General features: G+C 61.6%; 11 protein-coding genes, 1 other RNA gene and 1 pseudogene. 11 read left to right on the plus strand and 2 right to left on the minus strand.

Annotation, left to right across the window (positions count from 1 at the left end):
- The first annotated feature begins 389 nt into the window (after positions 1-389).
- The 4 genes and pseudogenes from ribBA to AC3IQ7_RS09400 all read left to right on the plus strand — a co-directional run bounded on the left by ribBA (position 390) and on the right by AC3IQ7_RS09400 (position 4,084).
- Positions 390-1,511 carry a bifunctional 3,4-dihydroxy-2-butanone-4-phosphate synthase/GTP cyclohydrolase II gene (gene ribBA, locus AC3IQ7_RS09385; protein ID WP_099380459.1) on the plus strand — a complete coding sequence of 374 codons (1,122 nt, stop codon included), beginning with the start codon at positions 390-392 and terminating at the stop codon, positions 1,509-1,511.
- 59 nt (positions 1,512-1,570) lie between these two features.
- The gene (gene ribH, locus AC3IQ7_RS09390; RefSeq protein ID WP_034759563.1) at positions 1,571-2,053 is read left to right on the plus strand and encodes a 6,7-dimethyl-8-ribityllumazine synthase; all 483 of its coding nucleotides are present in this window, start codon (positions 1,571-1,573) and stop codon (positions 2,051-2,053) included.
- 196 nt (positions 2,054-2,249) lie between these two features.
- A complete protein-coding gene (nusB, locus tag AC3IQ7_RS09395; protein WP_034759129.1) occupies positions 2,250-2,720 on the plus strand; it encodes a transcription antitermination factor NusB in 471 nt (156 codons plus the stop codon).
- Positions 2,721-2,852: 132 nt separating this feature from the next.
- Positions 2,853-4,084: pseudogene (locus AC3IQ7_RS09400) on the plus strand (IS3 family transposase).
- 175 nt (positions 4,085-4,259) lie between these two features.
- On the opposite strand, the gene AC3IQ7_RS09405 reads toward AC3IQ7_RS09400, so the two are convergent.
- On the minus strand, positions 4,260-5,177 hold the full coding sequence (locus tag AC3IQ7_RS09405; RefSeq protein ID WP_199534502.1) for a transglycosylase SLT domain-containing protein: 918 nt from the start codon (positions 5,175-5,177) through the stop codon (positions 4,260-4,262).
- Positions 5,178-5,655: 478 nt separating this feature from the next.
- Here AC3IQ7_RS09405 and ubiD point away from each other — a divergent pair, with 478 nt between their 5' ends.
- From ubiD to AC3IQ7_RS09440, 7 genes are all read left to right on the plus strand, one after another.
- Positions 5,656-7,140, plus strand: a complete 1,485-nt coding sequence (gene ubiD, locus AC3IQ7_RS09410; protein WP_071650179.1) for a 4-hydroxy-3-polyprenylbenzoate decarboxylase — start codon at positions 5,656-5,658, stop codon at positions 7,138-7,140.
- A 76-nt stretch (positions 7,141-7,216) separates the two neighbouring features.
- Positions 7,217-7,315: signal recognition particle sRNA small type (gene ffs / locus AC3IQ7_RS09415), an RNA gene on the plus strand.
- Between the two features lie 238 nt (positions 7,316-7,553).
- Positions 7,554-9,863, plus strand: coding sequence for a DNA polymerase III subunit gamma/tau (gene dnaX, locus AC3IQ7_RS09420; RefSeq protein ID WP_322429149.1), 2,310 nt, complete (start codon positions 7,554-7,556; stop codon positions 9,861-9,863).
- Positions 9,864-9,905: 42 nt separating this feature from the next.
- Positions 9,906-10,232, plus strand: coding sequence for a YbaB/EbfC family nucleoid-associated protein (locus AC3IQ7_RS09425; RefSeq protein WP_034759121.1), 327 nt, complete (start codon positions 9,906-9,908; stop codon positions 10,230-10,232).
- A 47-nt stretch (positions 10,233-10,279) separates the two neighbouring features.
- Positions 10,280-10,870: a recombination mediator RecR gene (gene recR / locus AC3IQ7_RS09430; protein ID WP_034786598.1), complete on the plus strand. Its 591-nt coding sequence runs from the start codon at positions 10,280-10,282 to the stop codon at positions 10,868-10,870.
- A gap of 10 nt (positions 10,871-10,880) precedes the next feature.
- Entirely contained in the window at positions 10,881-12,101 is a 1,221-nt protein-coding gene (locus tag AC3IQ7_RS09435) for a CaiB/BaiF CoA transferase family protein (protein ID WP_489209165.1), read from the plus strand.
- A 29-nt stretch (positions 12,102-12,130) separates the two neighbouring features.
- Entirely contained in the window at positions 12,131-13,273 is a 1,143-nt protein-coding gene (locus AC3IQ7_RS09440; RefSeq protein ID WP_489209166.1) for an esterase-like activity of phytase family protein, read from the plus strand.
- On the opposite strand, the gene AC3IQ7_RS09445 is transcribed toward AC3IQ7_RS09440, so the two are convergent.
- Positions 13,242-15,401 carry a putative bifunctional diguanylate cyclase/phosphodiesterase gene (locus AC3IQ7_RS09445; protein WP_489209168.1) on the minus strand — a complete coding sequence of 720 codons (2,160 nt, stop codon included), beginning with the start codon at positions 15,399-15,401 and terminating at the stop codon, positions 13,242-13,244. The two genes, AC3IQ7_RS09440 and AC3IQ7_RS09445, sit on opposite strands and share 32 nt — an antisense overlap.

A 15,401-nucleotide genomic window follows, 5' to 3' on the forward strand; every position in this document is an offset into this window, starting at 1 on the left:
GGGGTGTCAGCGCCGTGACGGTGACTGGCCGATCTTATGCTCTTTGCAAGGCCGGCGGCGCGCGCCTTGCCGCCGCCGTGTGCGCTGGATCAGGGAATGGGCGCTTTGCGGGACTAGCTGCGGCATCCGTGCCGCAAAGCTGTCTTATTTCAGGTCTGCAAGCGCTAAATCCTTTAAAATAGCAGGTTATAAGAAAATTCCCGGAAATCTGAGGAATATTCGCACTTGATGTTGCAGTTTTTAGTTTCACTAACAACGCCCGGCAAAACCGTCGCGAGCGGAAGGGAGAGGTGGCCGAGAAGCGCAACCGTACGAAGGTACGGTGAGCATCGCAGGCCGCCTATACCGACGCGCAGCAGGTTTGGCCAGGCGTCATACGAGGATGAACAATGTCTATATCCAGCACCGAAGAGATCGTCGCTGAATTACGCGCCGGCCGCATGGTGATACTGGTCGATGAAGAAGACCGGGAAAATGAAGGCGATCTGGTGCTTGCCGCCGATTTCGTGACGCCTGAAGCCATCAATTTCATGATCACGCATGCGCGTGGCCTGGTCTGCCTGACCCTGACGGAAGAGCGTTGCGACGAGCTGAACCTGTCGATGATGACGTCGCGCAACGGCACCGCCTACGGCACCAACTTTACTGTTTCCATCGAAGCTGCCGAAGGCGTGACGACAGGCATTTCCGCAGCCGACCGCGCCAAGACCATCCAGGTCGCGGTTGCCAAGGGCACGCAGCCCAGCGATATTGTCCAGCCTGGCCATATCTTCCCGCTGAAAGCGCAAAAAGGCGGCGTGCTGATGCGCGCAGGCCATACGGAAGCCGGTTGCGACCTGACGGCCATGGCCGGCCTGACGCCCGCGTCCGTGATTTGCGAAATCATGAAGGATGACGGCACCATGGCGCGCCTGCCGGACTTGCTGGTATTTGCCGAGCAGCATGGCCTGAAAATCGGCACGATTGCCGACCTGATCCATTACCGCAGCCAGACGGAATCCCTGGTCGAGCGCGTTGCCGAGCGTACCCTGCATACGGCGCACGGCGAATTCCGCCTGATCGCCTTCCGCGACAAGCCTAGCGCATCGGCCCACCTGGCCCTCGTGCACGGCGACCTGGCCCCCGGCCTGGAAGCGCTGGTGCGCGTGCATCAGCCCGTTTCCTTGCTGGACGTGCTGGAAAGCGAAGCGACCACCCACTCATGGACGGTGGCCGCCTCGATGGCCGCCATCAAGCAGGCCGAGCGGGGTGTGATGGTCTTGCTGAACTGCGGCGAGACGTCGAGCGAGCTGTTTGCCCAGTTCGCCGCGCTCGATACGCCGCAAGCCAAGCCGAAAGGCCGCGCCGCCAGCATGGACTTGCGCAGCTACGGCATCGGCGCGCAAATCCTGCGCGACCTGGGCGTGAGCAAGATGCAATTGCTGGCCAGCCCCCGCAAGATGCCGTCGATGGCCGGTTTCGACCTGGAAGTAACAGGTTTTCAGTGCCATCCAGGCCAGACGTCGATGTGAGAGTAAACGATGGCGGCATGTGTGTGTCGCCCTGAACCACCAGATTAAAGAGGCTTATGATGACAGTAGGAGCATATGAAACCAATTTTGCCGGCGAAGGTTTGCGCGTCGGTATCGTCCAGGCACGATTCAATGAAATCGTCGGTGGTGGCTTGCTGTCGGCATGCCTGGAAGAGTTGAGCAAGCTGGGCGTGGCCGATGAAGATATCCTGCACGTGACCGTGCCGGGCGCCCTGGAAATCCCACTGATTCTGCAAAAAATGGCGGAAACCGAGCAATTCGACGCCCTGATCGCACTGGGCGCCGTGATTCGCGGTGAAACCTACCACTTCGAGCTGGTATCGAACGAATCGGGCGCAGGCATCACGCGCGTCGGTCTCGATTACGGCATCCCGATCGCCAACGCAGTGTTGACGACCGAAAACGACGAGCAGGCGGAAGTGCGCATGCTGGTCAAGGGAGCCGAAGCGGCACGCGTGGCAGTGGAAATGGCTAATTTAGCGCAAGCGCTAGAAGAGTTGCAGGACACCGACGAAGATTAAGCGCGTGTGATAAGAATGCCATGGCTGCGTTGCAAGGCCTCACCGTACTTTCGTACTTTCGTACTGTCTTCGGCCTCGCGCCTTGCCCTGACATCCTTCTCACGCACGCTTGAATTGCGGCTGCGCTGCCTAAAAGCGTGCCGCAGTGTCTCGTCGGAATTTGTAATGAACAAGTACTTAAAAACAGGTAACAATCATGACTGAGAAAAATTTGCTCGCCAATCCCAGCAAAAACCGCACGCCGCGTCACCGCGCGCGCGAGTTTGCGCTGCAGGGCTTGTACCAGTGGCTGCTGAACAATGAAGACGCGACCACCGTCGTGAACAATATTCGCGCCGCGCATGGTTTCGACAAGGCCGATGGCGATCATTTCACGGTGCTGCTGTACGGCGCCATCAAGGATTCGCTGGCGCTGCGCGAAAGCATGGCACCATTGATCGACCGCAATATCGCGGAACTGTCGCCCATCGAACACGGCATCCTGCTGATCGGCGCGTTCGAGCTGAAGAACAACATGGAAATCCCGTACCGCGTCGTCATCAACGAAGCGGTCGAGCTGGCCAAGTCGTTTGGCGGTATCGACGGCCACAAGTATGTGAACGGCGTGCTGGATAAACTGGCAGTGAAATTCCGCGAGGAAGAAGTTAACGCCAACAAGCGCAAGTAATATAGGTATGGATCCAGCGGCGAAGGCCGCAATGGATGCAAAAAGGGCAGACTGAAAAGTCTGCCCTTTTTGCTGTCGGTGACCCGTCCTGGAATAAGTTGACACTTTTTCGATGCAGAGATGGAGTGTCAAATGGAACAAGGGTTTAGGCGCAGCCAGCGCGATTACAGTCTGGCTTTTAAATTGAGCGTTGTCGAGCAGGTGGAAAAAGGCGAGATGACGTACAGGCAGGCGCAACTACGCTACGGAATACAGGGTCGGTCGACAGTTTTGGTATGGTGTCGCAAACACGGCCTGCAGGATTGGACGCATCCACGGGGCCGAAGCCAAGGGAGCGCGATGATGACAGACAAGCCGACCAAGCCACTGACGCCAGAGCAACGCATTAAGGAGTTGGAGCGTCAACTCAAGGAAGAAAGACAGAAATCGGCGCTGTTCGAAGCGGTTCTCGACGTCCTGCGTGACGAGTACCGGGTGCCGGTAAAAAAGCCTTTGGGCAGGTCATCGCGCGCAAGCAAGTCGAAGGATTAAGCGTCGAGCGGGCCTGCCGCTGTGTCGGCATCAGTCGCCAAGCCTATTACCAGCGCCGTCAGCGCGAGCAACAGTGCCTGGACAGGGCACAAACTGTCGTCAAACTGGTGCAGCCGATACGTCTGCGCCAGCCGCGCATCGGCACGCGCAAGCTGCACAGCATGCTCGGTGCAGCCTTTTCCCGAGAAAAGATCAAAGTGGGACGCGATGGGCTCTTTGACATCTTGCGGCAGGAGTGGCTGCTGGTACAACCGCAGCGGGCCTATCACAAGACCACGAACAGCCATCACCGCTTCCGGCGCCATCCGAACTTGCTCAAGGAGGGACCGGGGCAAGTGTTTGCCACGCAGCCGGAGCAGGTGTGGGTAGCCGATATCACGTATCTCCCGACCGCCGGAAAATTCGTCTATCTGAGCTTGGTGACGGATGCATACTCGCGCAAGATTGTGGGCTACCATGTGCACGCGAGCTTGCAAACCGAGGAAGTCAGCGAGGCCGTGAAAATGGCACTGCGAGCGCGACAGCGCAAGACGCCGCTGATCCATCATTCAGACAGGGGCATCCAGTATTGCTCTACTTACTATCAGGAAATTCATCGTCGTCACGGACTGACTTGCTCCATGACAGATGGCTACGACTGCTATCAGAATGCGCTGGCCGAACGTATCAACGGCATTCTGAAAGGCGAGTTCCTGCTGAATCGACCTGCGGACCTGAAACAGGCGAGCAAAATGGTGGCGCAATCGGTGCGGATCTATAACCAGGAACGGCCGCATACGGCCCTGCAATACAAAACGCCCGATGCGGTGCATCGGGCGTTTCTACAGCAATAAATACTGTCAACCTATTTTAGGACTGGACACGGAGTGTTGCGCATTAACGCATCGGCGCCTCTTCAAACCGTAGCGAGCAAGCCCGATGTCGGGTTGAGTAACGCAGCTGTACTGGAGTACAGCGAGTAACGCCGACCCGAGAGCGGGCTGCGCAGTAGGTTGGAAGAGCGCGCTACTACAGGCCGGCGATCTCGTTGTGGGGCAGCACTTTGATGGTGATGCCGCTTTCCGGCGCTGGCGCTTTGGCTGGCGCTGGCGTGTTCGATGCCATCACTGGCGTCGTGGTTGGCACGCGCTGGCCGGCGGACACTTGTTTCAGGCGGCGATATTCGGCCAGCACGCGCGAGCCGTAGCCCGAGTCGGTGGCGAAGTTGGCGGCGCCGACATAGGTTTTCAAGCCCGCTTCGACGGAACCGCCACGCGTGACGTAGTCTTTCAGGATCAGGGAACCGACGCGGATGTTGGCGACCGGATTCAAGGCTGCTTGCACGCCGCCCATTTCCTGGAAGCGCTCATGGTGCACTTTCGACATGACTTGCATCAAGCCTTGCGCGCCGACGGGGCTTTCCGCGAACGGGTTCAAGCCCGATTCGATGGCCATCACGGCCAGGATCAGCAGCGGGTCCAGCTTGATTTCACGGGCCGTCAGGTATGCCGTCGAGACGAGCATATTGGTCGCATCGTTGGCCACGCGGTAGCGCTTGGAGAGCCAGTTGGTGACCCATTGCTGCTGCTTTTGCGTGCCCAGCAAGGCTTTTTCTTCCTTGCTCAGCGGTGCGTCGCTGGCGGCGGCCGTTTGCACGGAAGCAGGCGCTTCCATCAGTGCCGACAGTGCTGGCGCTTCAACGGCTTGCGCCTCTGCCATCGGCAGCGGGAACAGGCTGTGCGTCAGTTGTTTGCCCAGGTCCGGGCGGAACATCAGCAGGGCGATCAGTGCCAGGGCGGAAATGCCGAAGACTGTCAGTGTGTGTTGTGCCGTGGTCAATACGCCACGTGCCGAAATGGCTTGTGCGCGGGCGCGCAAACGCGCCAACGCTGGCTGGCCAGCCACGGTTGAAGCAGGCAATGCTGCTTCAGTGCTACGATGAGTCATAGAGTTCCCCGAAATGTCGCGTCAACAGGCAGTCCCTCCGCGGTGTCGCGGTGTTGTGGGTACTGCCAATGCCGTGCATCAGAAATATCATCGTTTCCGCCGCGTATGGATGCGTGCGAGAAACGCCGTCATTGCTTGCTTGAGCTGATCGGTCCCGTTTTGGTATTGGATCAGTCGCAATACAACTTTTACCGGGGGTAAGGCAGACGCCTTTTGAAAACACTCCTTAAAATGTCATGTGGAGCCCCGACTCCGTGAATGAAAGAGAAACGCTAAAATCAAGCTCTGGGCCGGCGTGCTCTTTCAAGTTGGGCGAATTGTAGAAGCCGTTTTATATCAAGTCAATACTAACGAATCGTTTCTTTATTACTTTTATGTCTTACTTTTTGACTTGCATTGTGCCAAAAGCCAATAAAATCAATTACTTGGCATAGATCCTTCAGCAACGGCGTCCGACGTCAAAAAAAATTAAAAACACATGAAATATTCAGATTTGCGAGATTTTATTTCTCAACTGCAACAAATGGGTGAACTTAAGCCCATTTCGACCCCCATTTCACCGATTTTGGAGATGACGGAAGTTTGCGACCGTACCTTGCGCGCAGGCGGGCCGGCCTTGCTGTTCAACAATCCGACGGGATACGACATGCCGGTGCTGGGCAATCTGTTCGGCACCACGCGCCGCGTGGCGCTGGGCATGGGCGCGGAAGATGTGAGCGAGTTGCGCAAGATCGGCCATGTGCTGGCGCGGCTGAAGGAACCGGAGCCGCCGAAGGATTTCAAGGATCTGCTGGGCCTCGGTTCGCTGGTGAAATCCGTGTGGGACATGTCGCCGAAGGAGTTGCGCGGCGCGAAATGCCAGGAAATCGTCTGGGAAGGCAATGACGTCGACCTGGCGCGCCTGCCGATCCAGCATTGCTGGCCCGGCGACGTCGCTCCCCTGATCACCTGGGGCCTGGTGATCACCAAGGGTCCGAACAAGAAGCGGCAAAACCTGGGCATCTACCGCCAGCAAGTGCTGGGACGCAACAAGGTCATCATGCGCTGGCTGGCGCACCGGGGCGGGGCGCTGGACTTCCGCGAACACGCGATCCAGAGCAAGGGCAAGCCGTATCCGATCGCCGTCGCGCTGGGCGCCGATCCCGCTACTATATTAGGGGCCGTCACGCCGGTGCCGGACAGCCTGTCCGAATACCAGTTCGCCGGCTTGCTGCGCGGCAGCCGCACGGAGCTGGTGAAAGCCATCGGCAGCGAGCTGCGCGTGCCTGCGTCGGCCGAGATCGTGCTCGAGGGCCATATCTATCCGGATGAAAACCATCCGAGCGGCTATGAGCACGCGCTGGAAGGGCCGTATGGCGACCACACGGGCTACTATAATGAGCAGGACAGTTTCCCCGTGTTTACCATCGACCGCATCACCATGCGCCGCGACCCGATTTACCACTCCACGTATACAGGCAAACCGCCGGACGAGCCGGCCGTGCTGGGCCTGGCCCTGAATGAAGTGTTCGTGCCGCTGCTGCAAAAGCAGTTCAGCGAAATCACGGACTTCTATCTGCCGCCCGAAGGCTGCAGCTACCGCATGGCCGTGGTGCAGATCAAGAAACAGTACGCGGGCCACGCCAAGCGCGTGATGTTCGGCGTGTGGAGCTTCCTGCGCCAGTTCATGTATACCAAGTTCATCGTGGTGGTCGATGAAGACGTGAATATTCGCGACTGGAAAGAAGTCATCTGGGCCATCACGACGCGTGTCGACCCGATCCGCGATACGACCCTGGTCGACAACACGCCGATCGATTACCTGGACTTTGCCTCGCCGGTCAGCGGCCTGGGCAGCAAGATGGGTATCGATGCGACGAATAAGTGGCCGGGCGAAACGACGCGCGAGTGGGGCACGACGATTGCCATGACGCCGGAAGTGAAGGCCAAGGTGGATGGGATCTGGCAAGAGCTGGGCTTGTAAGGCAAGCCAGGGGCTGGGGGAGTCCGGTTTTTGCGTGACTTCCCCAATCTTGCGCAGGTCGGTTATAATTGTCCCCGGCGGGCCCCTGCGCATCGTGGCATGGCTAACCTGGTCAGGTCGGGAACGAAGCAGCCACGGCTATTAACCATGAGTGCCGCAGATCAGGCTCGCCTCCTTCGGGAATGTTTTATCAGGATCAACAATCAAGCTGCCATGGGCAGCTTTTTTGCTTTTACGGCCCCGTTTTCTTTCCGATCCGCAGCATTGCCGGACTTGCCGTGTTTTCCCTGTTTCTGCCGGGCCATGTTATACAATTGCTGCTTTGCCGCGTTTGCCATATTGGAATGGCCCGGCCATGAGGCTTGCGCCCGCCGCGCAGGATCACCCGCAAAATCGCATGGTAAAATCTCAGCATGTCCTATCAAGTCCTCGCCCGTAAATACCGCCCCAAGAATTTCGAGACGCTCGTCGGCCAGGAGCACGTCGTGCGCGCGCTCACGCATGCCTTGCACAGCGGCCGATTGCATCACGCCTACCTGTTCACGGGCACGCGCGGCGTCGGCAAGACGACCCTGTCGCGCATCCTTGCCAAGTCGCTCAATTGCATCGGCCCCGATGGCACGGGCGGCATCACGGCCCAGCCTTGCGGCGTGTGCGAAGCGTGCACGGCGATCGACGCGGGACGCTTTGTCGACTATATAGAGATGGATGCGGCGTCGAACCGCGGCGTCGATGAAATGGCGCAGCTGCTGGAACAGGCGGTCTACGCGCCCAGCAATGCGCGCTTCAAGGTCTATATGATCGATGAGGTGCACATGCTGACGAACCACGCGTTCAATTCCATGCTGAAGACCCTGGAAGAACCGCCCGAGCACGTCAAGTTCATCCTGGCCACGACGGACCCGCAAAAGATTCCCGTGACCGTGCTGTCGCGCTGCCTGCAGTTCAACCTCAAGCAGATGCCGCCCGGCCACATCATCAGCCACCTGGACAATATCCTGGGACAAGAGGGCATCGCCTTCGAACAGCCGGCCTTGCGCCTGCTGGCCCAGGGCGCCCACGGCTCCATGCGCGATGCGCTGTCCCTGACGGACCAGGCCATCGCCTATGCGGCCGGCGAAGTCACGCTCGATGCCGTGCAAGGCATGCTCGGCGCGCTCGACCAGTCCTACCTGGTGCGCCTGCTCGACGCGCTGGCGCAGCAGGATGGCGCCGATCTGCTGGCCGTGGCCGACGAGATGGCCTCGCGCAGCCTGTCCTACAACGGCGCCCTGCAGGATCTGGGCACTTTATTGCACCGCATTGCGCTGGCGCAAACCGTGCCGGCCGCCTTGCCGCAGGATTTGCCCGAATATGCGGACATCGTGCGTCTGGCTGCCGCGTTCGACGCGGAAGAAGTGCAGCTGTTTTACCAGATCGCCGTGCATGGCCGCAATGAACTGGGCCTGGCGCCCGACGAATATGCGGGCTTTACCATGACCTTGCTGCGCATGCTGGCCTTTCGGCCTGGCATAGGCGGCGCCGATGGCGTGCCGGCGGCACCAGCCTCCGTCCCAGGCAACCGTCCCGCCGCCGTGGCTGCCGCGCGCGCTGCGGCAGGGGCATCCGCACCGCCCGCCCGTGCCGCCACGAACAGCGTGGCCAGCCACGCCGCCGTGACACCGCCCGCCGTGGTCGCTGCCGCAGCCGCCAGCATGGCGCGCAGCGAAGCGCCGCCGCCACGCGCAGCTGCTCCGGCACCGGCACCGGCGCCTGTAGCAGCCCCGGCGCCAGCACCAGTGCCGCCGCCTGCCGCTGCTCCCGCTGCGGCTGCCCCGGCAGCCTCGGGCGCTCCGATCAGTTCCGCCCGCGCCGCCATCAATGCGGCGCTGGAAGCGGCCCGCGCCGCCTCGAAAGGACGTCCGGGCAGTGCGCCATCGGCGCCGTCGTCGGCGCCCAAGCCAGCTGCACCGGCACCGGCAGCGGAACCTGTCGCCGCGGCGCCAGCCCCGGCTGCACCCGTCCAGGCCGCGCCGCCACCACCGCCCGCCGCCGCGAAAGCACCTGCGCCGTGGGACGATGCGCCACCGGTCGCCGTGATGGAAGCTCCCGTCCAGCAGGTACGTCCTGCCGCACCGCCGCCACAGCAGGCGCCCGCCGACGACGACTTGCCGCCGTGGGTCACCGAATTTTCCGACGACAGCGCCTCCGCCGCTGTAGCGGCGCCAGCTGCGCAAAGCAGCGAGCAGCCGGCCGTCATCATGCCGCAGCGTGCCGCCAAGCAAGCCGCGCCCAGCGGACCGTATGTGATCACGCCCGTGCCGGGCCTGGACTGGGACGGCAACTGGCCGGCCGTCGCTGCCGTGCTGCCCCTGCGCGGCATAGCCCAGCAATTGGCCGTGCAGGCCGAGCTGATCGAATGCCTGCACGACGGCCACAGCACCACGTTCCGCCTGCGCGTGCCGATCGACACGTGGCGCAGTCCGGCCAACGTGGAAAAACTGGCGGCCGTGCTGAGCGAGCGCTTCGGCCGCAAGGTCAATGTCGACACGGAACTGGGCGCCGTCTGGTACACGGCCAGCGCGGAAGCGCAGGCCCACCGCGAGGCGTGCCAGCTGCAAGCGGAAGAAACCATCGCCAGCGATCCCTTCGTGCTCGACATGAAGCGTGCATTCGACGCTTTTGTTGTGCCGGGAACGATTACCCCTGCACCGGCCGGCTCCGCCGCGCCGACCCTGCATTGATGATTAACAAAACTCACAAACTGAATTGAACGGAGCATTCTCATGATGAAAAATCAACTGGCTGGCCTGATGAAGCAGGCGCAAGCAATGCAAGACAACATGAAAAAGGCCCAGGAGCAACTGGCGCTGGTGGAAGTGGAAGGCCAGTCCGGCGCCGGCCTCGTGAAAATCGTCATGACGTGCAAGAACGACGTCAAGCGCGTCTCCATCGACCCGTCGCTGCTGGCCGACGACAAGGACATGCTGGAAGACCTGGTGGCCGCCGCTTTCAACGACGCCGTTCGCAAGGCGGAAGCGACGTCCGCTGAAAAAATGGCAGGCTTGACTGGCGGCATGAACTTGCCAGCCGGCTTCAAAATGCCATTCTGATGCACTGCCGCATGCGCTCGATCCATGGCACGGGACAAGGTTGATCCATGTCCAAGTCGCTTGAATTTTTGACCGAGGCGTTGCGGCGCCTGCCCGGCGTCGGCCCCAAGTCGGCGCAGCGGATGGCGTTTCATTTGTTGCAGCACGATAGGGAAGGCGCGGCCATGCTGTCGCGCGCCCTGTTCCAGGCCGTCGATGCCGTGCATCACTGCGGCCTGTGCAATACCTTTACCGAACACGAAGTGTGCGAGACCTGTCTCGACGAAGAGCGCGACAAGCGCTTGCTGTGCGTGGTGGAAACGCCCGCCGACCAGCTGATGATCGAGCAGACGCTCACCTACAAGGGCCTGTATTTCGTCCTCATGGGGCGACTCTCTCCGCTGGACGGCATCGGCCCGAAAGATATCCACCTCGAAAAATTACTGAACCGCGCCAACGATGGCGTGGTCGGTGAAGTGGTGCTGGCCACCAACTTTACCAATGAAGGCGAAGCCACGGCCCATTACATCAGCGAAATGCTGAAGGCGCGGGGCTTGCGCGTGAGCCGCCTGGCCCGCGGCGTGCCCGTGGGCGGTGAACTGGAATACGTCGACGCGGGCACGATTGCTCGCGCGATGCTCGACCGCAGGGCAACCTGAACTGATCTCTATGACTGAACCCTCCGCGAATACTGGTCCTTTAAAAGGTATCAAAGTCCTTGAACTGGGCACCCTGATCGCGGGGCCGTTCTGCGCCCGCATGCTGGCCGAATTCGGCGCCGACGTGATCAAGATCGAGTCGCCCGATGGCGGCGACCCGATCCGTACCTGGCGCGTGCTGAAGGATGGCACTTCGCTGTGGTGGTCGGTGCAGGCACGCAACAAGAAAAGCATCACCCTGAACCTGAAGTCGCCCGAGGGCCGCGCCATCGCGCGCCAGCTGGCCCTGGAAGCGGACATCATCATCGAGAACTACCGCCCCGGCGTGCTGGAAAAGTGGGATCTCGGTTACGAACAGCTCAAGCAGATCAAGCCGTCCCTGATCATGGTGCGCCTGTCCGGCTTTGGCCAGACGGGGCCGATGAAGGACTTGCCCGGCTTCGGTGCCATCGGCGAGTCGATGGGCGGCTTGCGCTATGTGTCCGGCTTTGCCGACCGTCCGCCCGTGCGCGTCGGCGTGTCGATCGGCGACTCCGTGGCGGCCCTGCACGGCGTGATCGGCGCCATGATGGCCTTGCGCCACCGCGACGTGACGGGCGGGCGCGAGCACGGGGAAGGGCAGATGGTCGATGTGGCCCTGTATGAGTCCGTGTTCAACCTGATGGAGTCCCTGGTGCCCGAATACGACCAGGCGGGTGTCGTGCGCGAACGCACGGGCGGCTCGCTGCCCGGCATCGTGCCGTCGAATACCTACACGACGGGTGATGGCGAAAATATCGTGATTGCCGGCAACGGCGACGCCATCTTCAAGCGATTGATGCTGGCCATGGGCCGCATCGACCTGGCGGGCGACCCGCAACTGGCGCGCAACGATGGCCGGGTGGCGCGCACGCAGGAAATCGACGACGCCATCGGCGCCTGGTGCGCCACGCACACGATCGACAGCGCGCTGGCCGTGCTGAAGGCGGCCGACGTGCCGTCCGGCAAAATCTACTCCGTGCGCGACATGCTGGGCGATCCGCAATTTCTCGCCCGCAATATGTTCGAACAACACCATTTCGCCGACGGCACGCCCGTCAAATTGCCCGCCATCAGCCCGAAACTGTCCGCCACGCCGGGCAAGACGCAGTGGCTGGGACCGACCCTGGGCCAGCATAACGACGAGGTGCTGGCATCGCTCGGCTATGACGCTGCCGCCATCGCGCAGCTCAAGACCGATGGGGTGGTGTAAGCTTCCTGCCGACTTCTTTGATACCGATCATGCTTCCATTGTTCCACCGCGCGTGTACCGCGCTTGCCCTGGCGTCCGCCGCCATCCTTCTTTCCGCCTGTGCCAGCTTCCCGCACGATGCGCCGGTCGCGGGCCTGCGCCTGATCGGCGAACAGCGCATCGCCTTGAAGCATCCGTTCCAGGGCACCACGGTGGGCGGCCTGTCCGGCATCGATTACGATGCGGCCAACAACAGCTGGGTGATGGAAAGCGATGACCGCTCGGAAATCAATCCGGCCCGCTTCTACCGCGCCACGCTCGATTACGACAGCCGAGTATTTTCCGCCGTGACATTAAAAAGCGTGCATTTCTTCACGCAGCCCGACGGCAGCCGCTACCCGAACCTGGCGCACGCCAAGCTGGATCGGGGCGACCAGGTGCCCGACATCGAAACCATCCGCGTCGATCCGCAGGACGGCAGCCTGTGGTACGCCAGCGAAGGCAACCGCAAGGTGGGCTTGCACCCGTTCGTGCGCCATGCCGATAGCGGCGGCCACTACCTGAGCACCTTGCCCACGCCCGCCATGTTCAAGGTGTCGCAGGAAGCAACGGGCTCGCGCAACAACATGAGCTTTGAGGCGCTGTCGTTTGCCAGCGATGGCAAGAGCTTGTGGCTGGGTATGGAAGCGGCGCTGTACCAGGATGGCCCGCTGGCCACGCCCGATAACGGCTCCATCGTGCGCATCACGCGCCTGGACCGCGCCGGCACCGTGCTGGGCCAGTACGCGTATCCGATTGAGCCGGTGGCGTCGCGGCCGGCGCCGGGGAAGGAAGCGGACAATGGCGTGTCGGAAATCCTCGCCGTCAACGGTCACCAGTTGCTGGTAGTGGAGCGGGCCGGCGTGGAACACGCCGATGGCGTGTATACGAACCATGTGCGCATCTACGCGATGGAAACGGATGGCGCCACCGATATCCAGGCCATGCCGGCGCTGGCGGGCGCGGCTTATGTGCCGGCGCGCAAGCGCCTGCTGCTGGACCTGGAAAAGATCGGCCTGGCCAGGATCGACAATATCGAAGGCATCAGCTGGGGCCCGCGCCTGGAAAATGGCCGCCGCAGCCTGGTGATGATTTCCGACGACAATTTTAATCCGCAGCAAGTCACGCAAATCCTTGCCTTCGAAGTGCTCTAGTTTCCAGGCTGGCCAGCTGGCCCCTCTGCCTGGCCAGCATGGCCGTGATCGTGTCGTGCGGCGACGGGTGGCCTAAAAAGTAGCCCTGCGCCATGTCGCAGCCGTATTCTTCCAGCATCAGCAGCTGCTCGTCCGTTTCCACCCCCTCGGCCACCACCACCATCTTCAAGCCATGCGCCATGGCGATGATGGCGCGCGTGATGGCCGCGTTTTCCGTATCCTGCGGCAAGCCGGCGATAAAGCTCTTGTCGATTTTCAAGGCCCGCACGTCGAAGCGTTTCAGGTAATTCATCGACGAATACCCCGTGCCGAAGTCGTCGATGGAGAGATACACGCCGATGCCGCGCAATTGCTCCAGGGTCACCATGGTGGCGCGCGCATCGTCCATCAAGGTCCCTTCCGTCAATTCCAGTTCCAGCAGGCGCGCATCGAGGCCCGTGTCGGCCAGGACCGACAGCACGATCTGCATCAGATTTTCATCCTTGAATTGCTTTGCCGACAGGTTGACGGCCATGCGGATGGCCCGTCCGCCATCGCTTTGCCACGCCTTGGCCTGGTTGCATGCCGTGCGCAGCACCCATTCGCCGATGGGCACGATCAGCCCCGTCTCTTCGGCCAGCGGGATGAATTCCGTGGGCGAGATGATGCCCCGCTCGGGATGGCGCCAGCGCACCAGCGCTTCCACGCCGACGATCTGCGTGCTGGGCACGTCGATCTGCGGCTGGTACAGCAAGTACAGCTCGTTGTTCTGCAAGGCTTTCCTCAAGCCGACTTCCATCTTGACGTGGCTCATGATTTCCATCGTTAGCGAAGAACTATAGAGCTTGGCGTTGTTCTTGCCGCAGTTCTTCGCGTGGTACATGGCCGTATCCGCATATTTGAGCAGCGAGTTGCAGTCCTCGCCATCTTCCGGATACAGCGAGATGCCGATGCTGGCCGTGACGAAAATCTCGTGTCCTTCGATCATGAAGGGCCGGCGCATGGCTTCCTTGACGCGGTGTGCCACGTTCAGCGCGTCTTCCACCCGCTCCAGGTCGGGTATCAAGATCGTGAATTCGTCGCCGCCCAGGCGCGCCAGGTTGCTGCCGCCGAAGGTGGCTTCAAACTCGTGTTCGGCGCGCAGCACCAGGTCGCTGGGGCGGATGGTTTCGCGCAGGCGCTCGGACACCACCTTGAGCAAATGGTCGCCCACGTCGTGGCCCAGGGTGTCGTTGATGCGCTTGAAGGCGTCCAGGTCCATGAACAGCACGGCGAATTTCTTGTCGTGTTCTTTCGAACGCAGCAGTTCGCGTTCCAGCGTTTCCAGGAACGCTTGCCGGTTGGGGATGCCCGTCAGGCTGTCACAATAGGCGAGGCGGCGGATCTGCTCCTCGGTGCGCTTGCGTTCGCTGATGTCGCGCACCAGCCCCAGTACCTCGTCGGCCCCCGTCGCCACCAGGCGCGCCTCGAAATGGCGCGTGCTGTCCTCGTGCGTGAGCGTATAGTCGACCGAGCCGATATGCTGCGTGGCCAGCACGGCGTGCGCCTTGTCCAGCAGGCGCGCGGCGATTTCGGGCGGCAGCACGTCGCGGATATGGCTGCCCACGCAGTCGCTGAGGGAAAAGCCGGCGCTGGCGTCGTGGCCCTGTTCATAGTCGAGATAAAAGCCTTCGCGGTTCAGGCGAAAGAAGGTGTCGGGGATGGCGGCCAGCACGGCGCGGTTGTGCGCGTCGGCGATGCGCAAACGGGCGATGGCGTCGCTGGCGCGCAGCACGTACAGCACGCGGTGGCCGAGGATGGGCCAGTTGATGGGCTTGGAAATGAAGTCGGTGGCGCCCACCTCGTAGGCGCGCGTGACGGCTTCCAGTTCGTCGCCGCCCGTGACCATGATGATGGGCACGGTGCCGCCCACTTCCTGGTGGCGGATTTCGCGGCACACGGCAAAGCCGTCCATGGCCGGCATGTCGACGTCGAGCATGACCAGGTCCGGCCCGCTGTGCTTGTAGCTGGCCAGCGCCTGCACGCCGTCTTCGGCCTCGATCACGTCCAGGCCCACCTGCGTGAGCATTTGCCGCATCAGCAGGCGCATCACGGGATCGTCGTCGGCCACCAGCACCAGGCCGCGGGGAGGGGAGAGGGGCGCTGTCAT

The sequence above is a fragment of the Janthinobacterium sp. GL_088 genome (assembly GCF_057837845.1).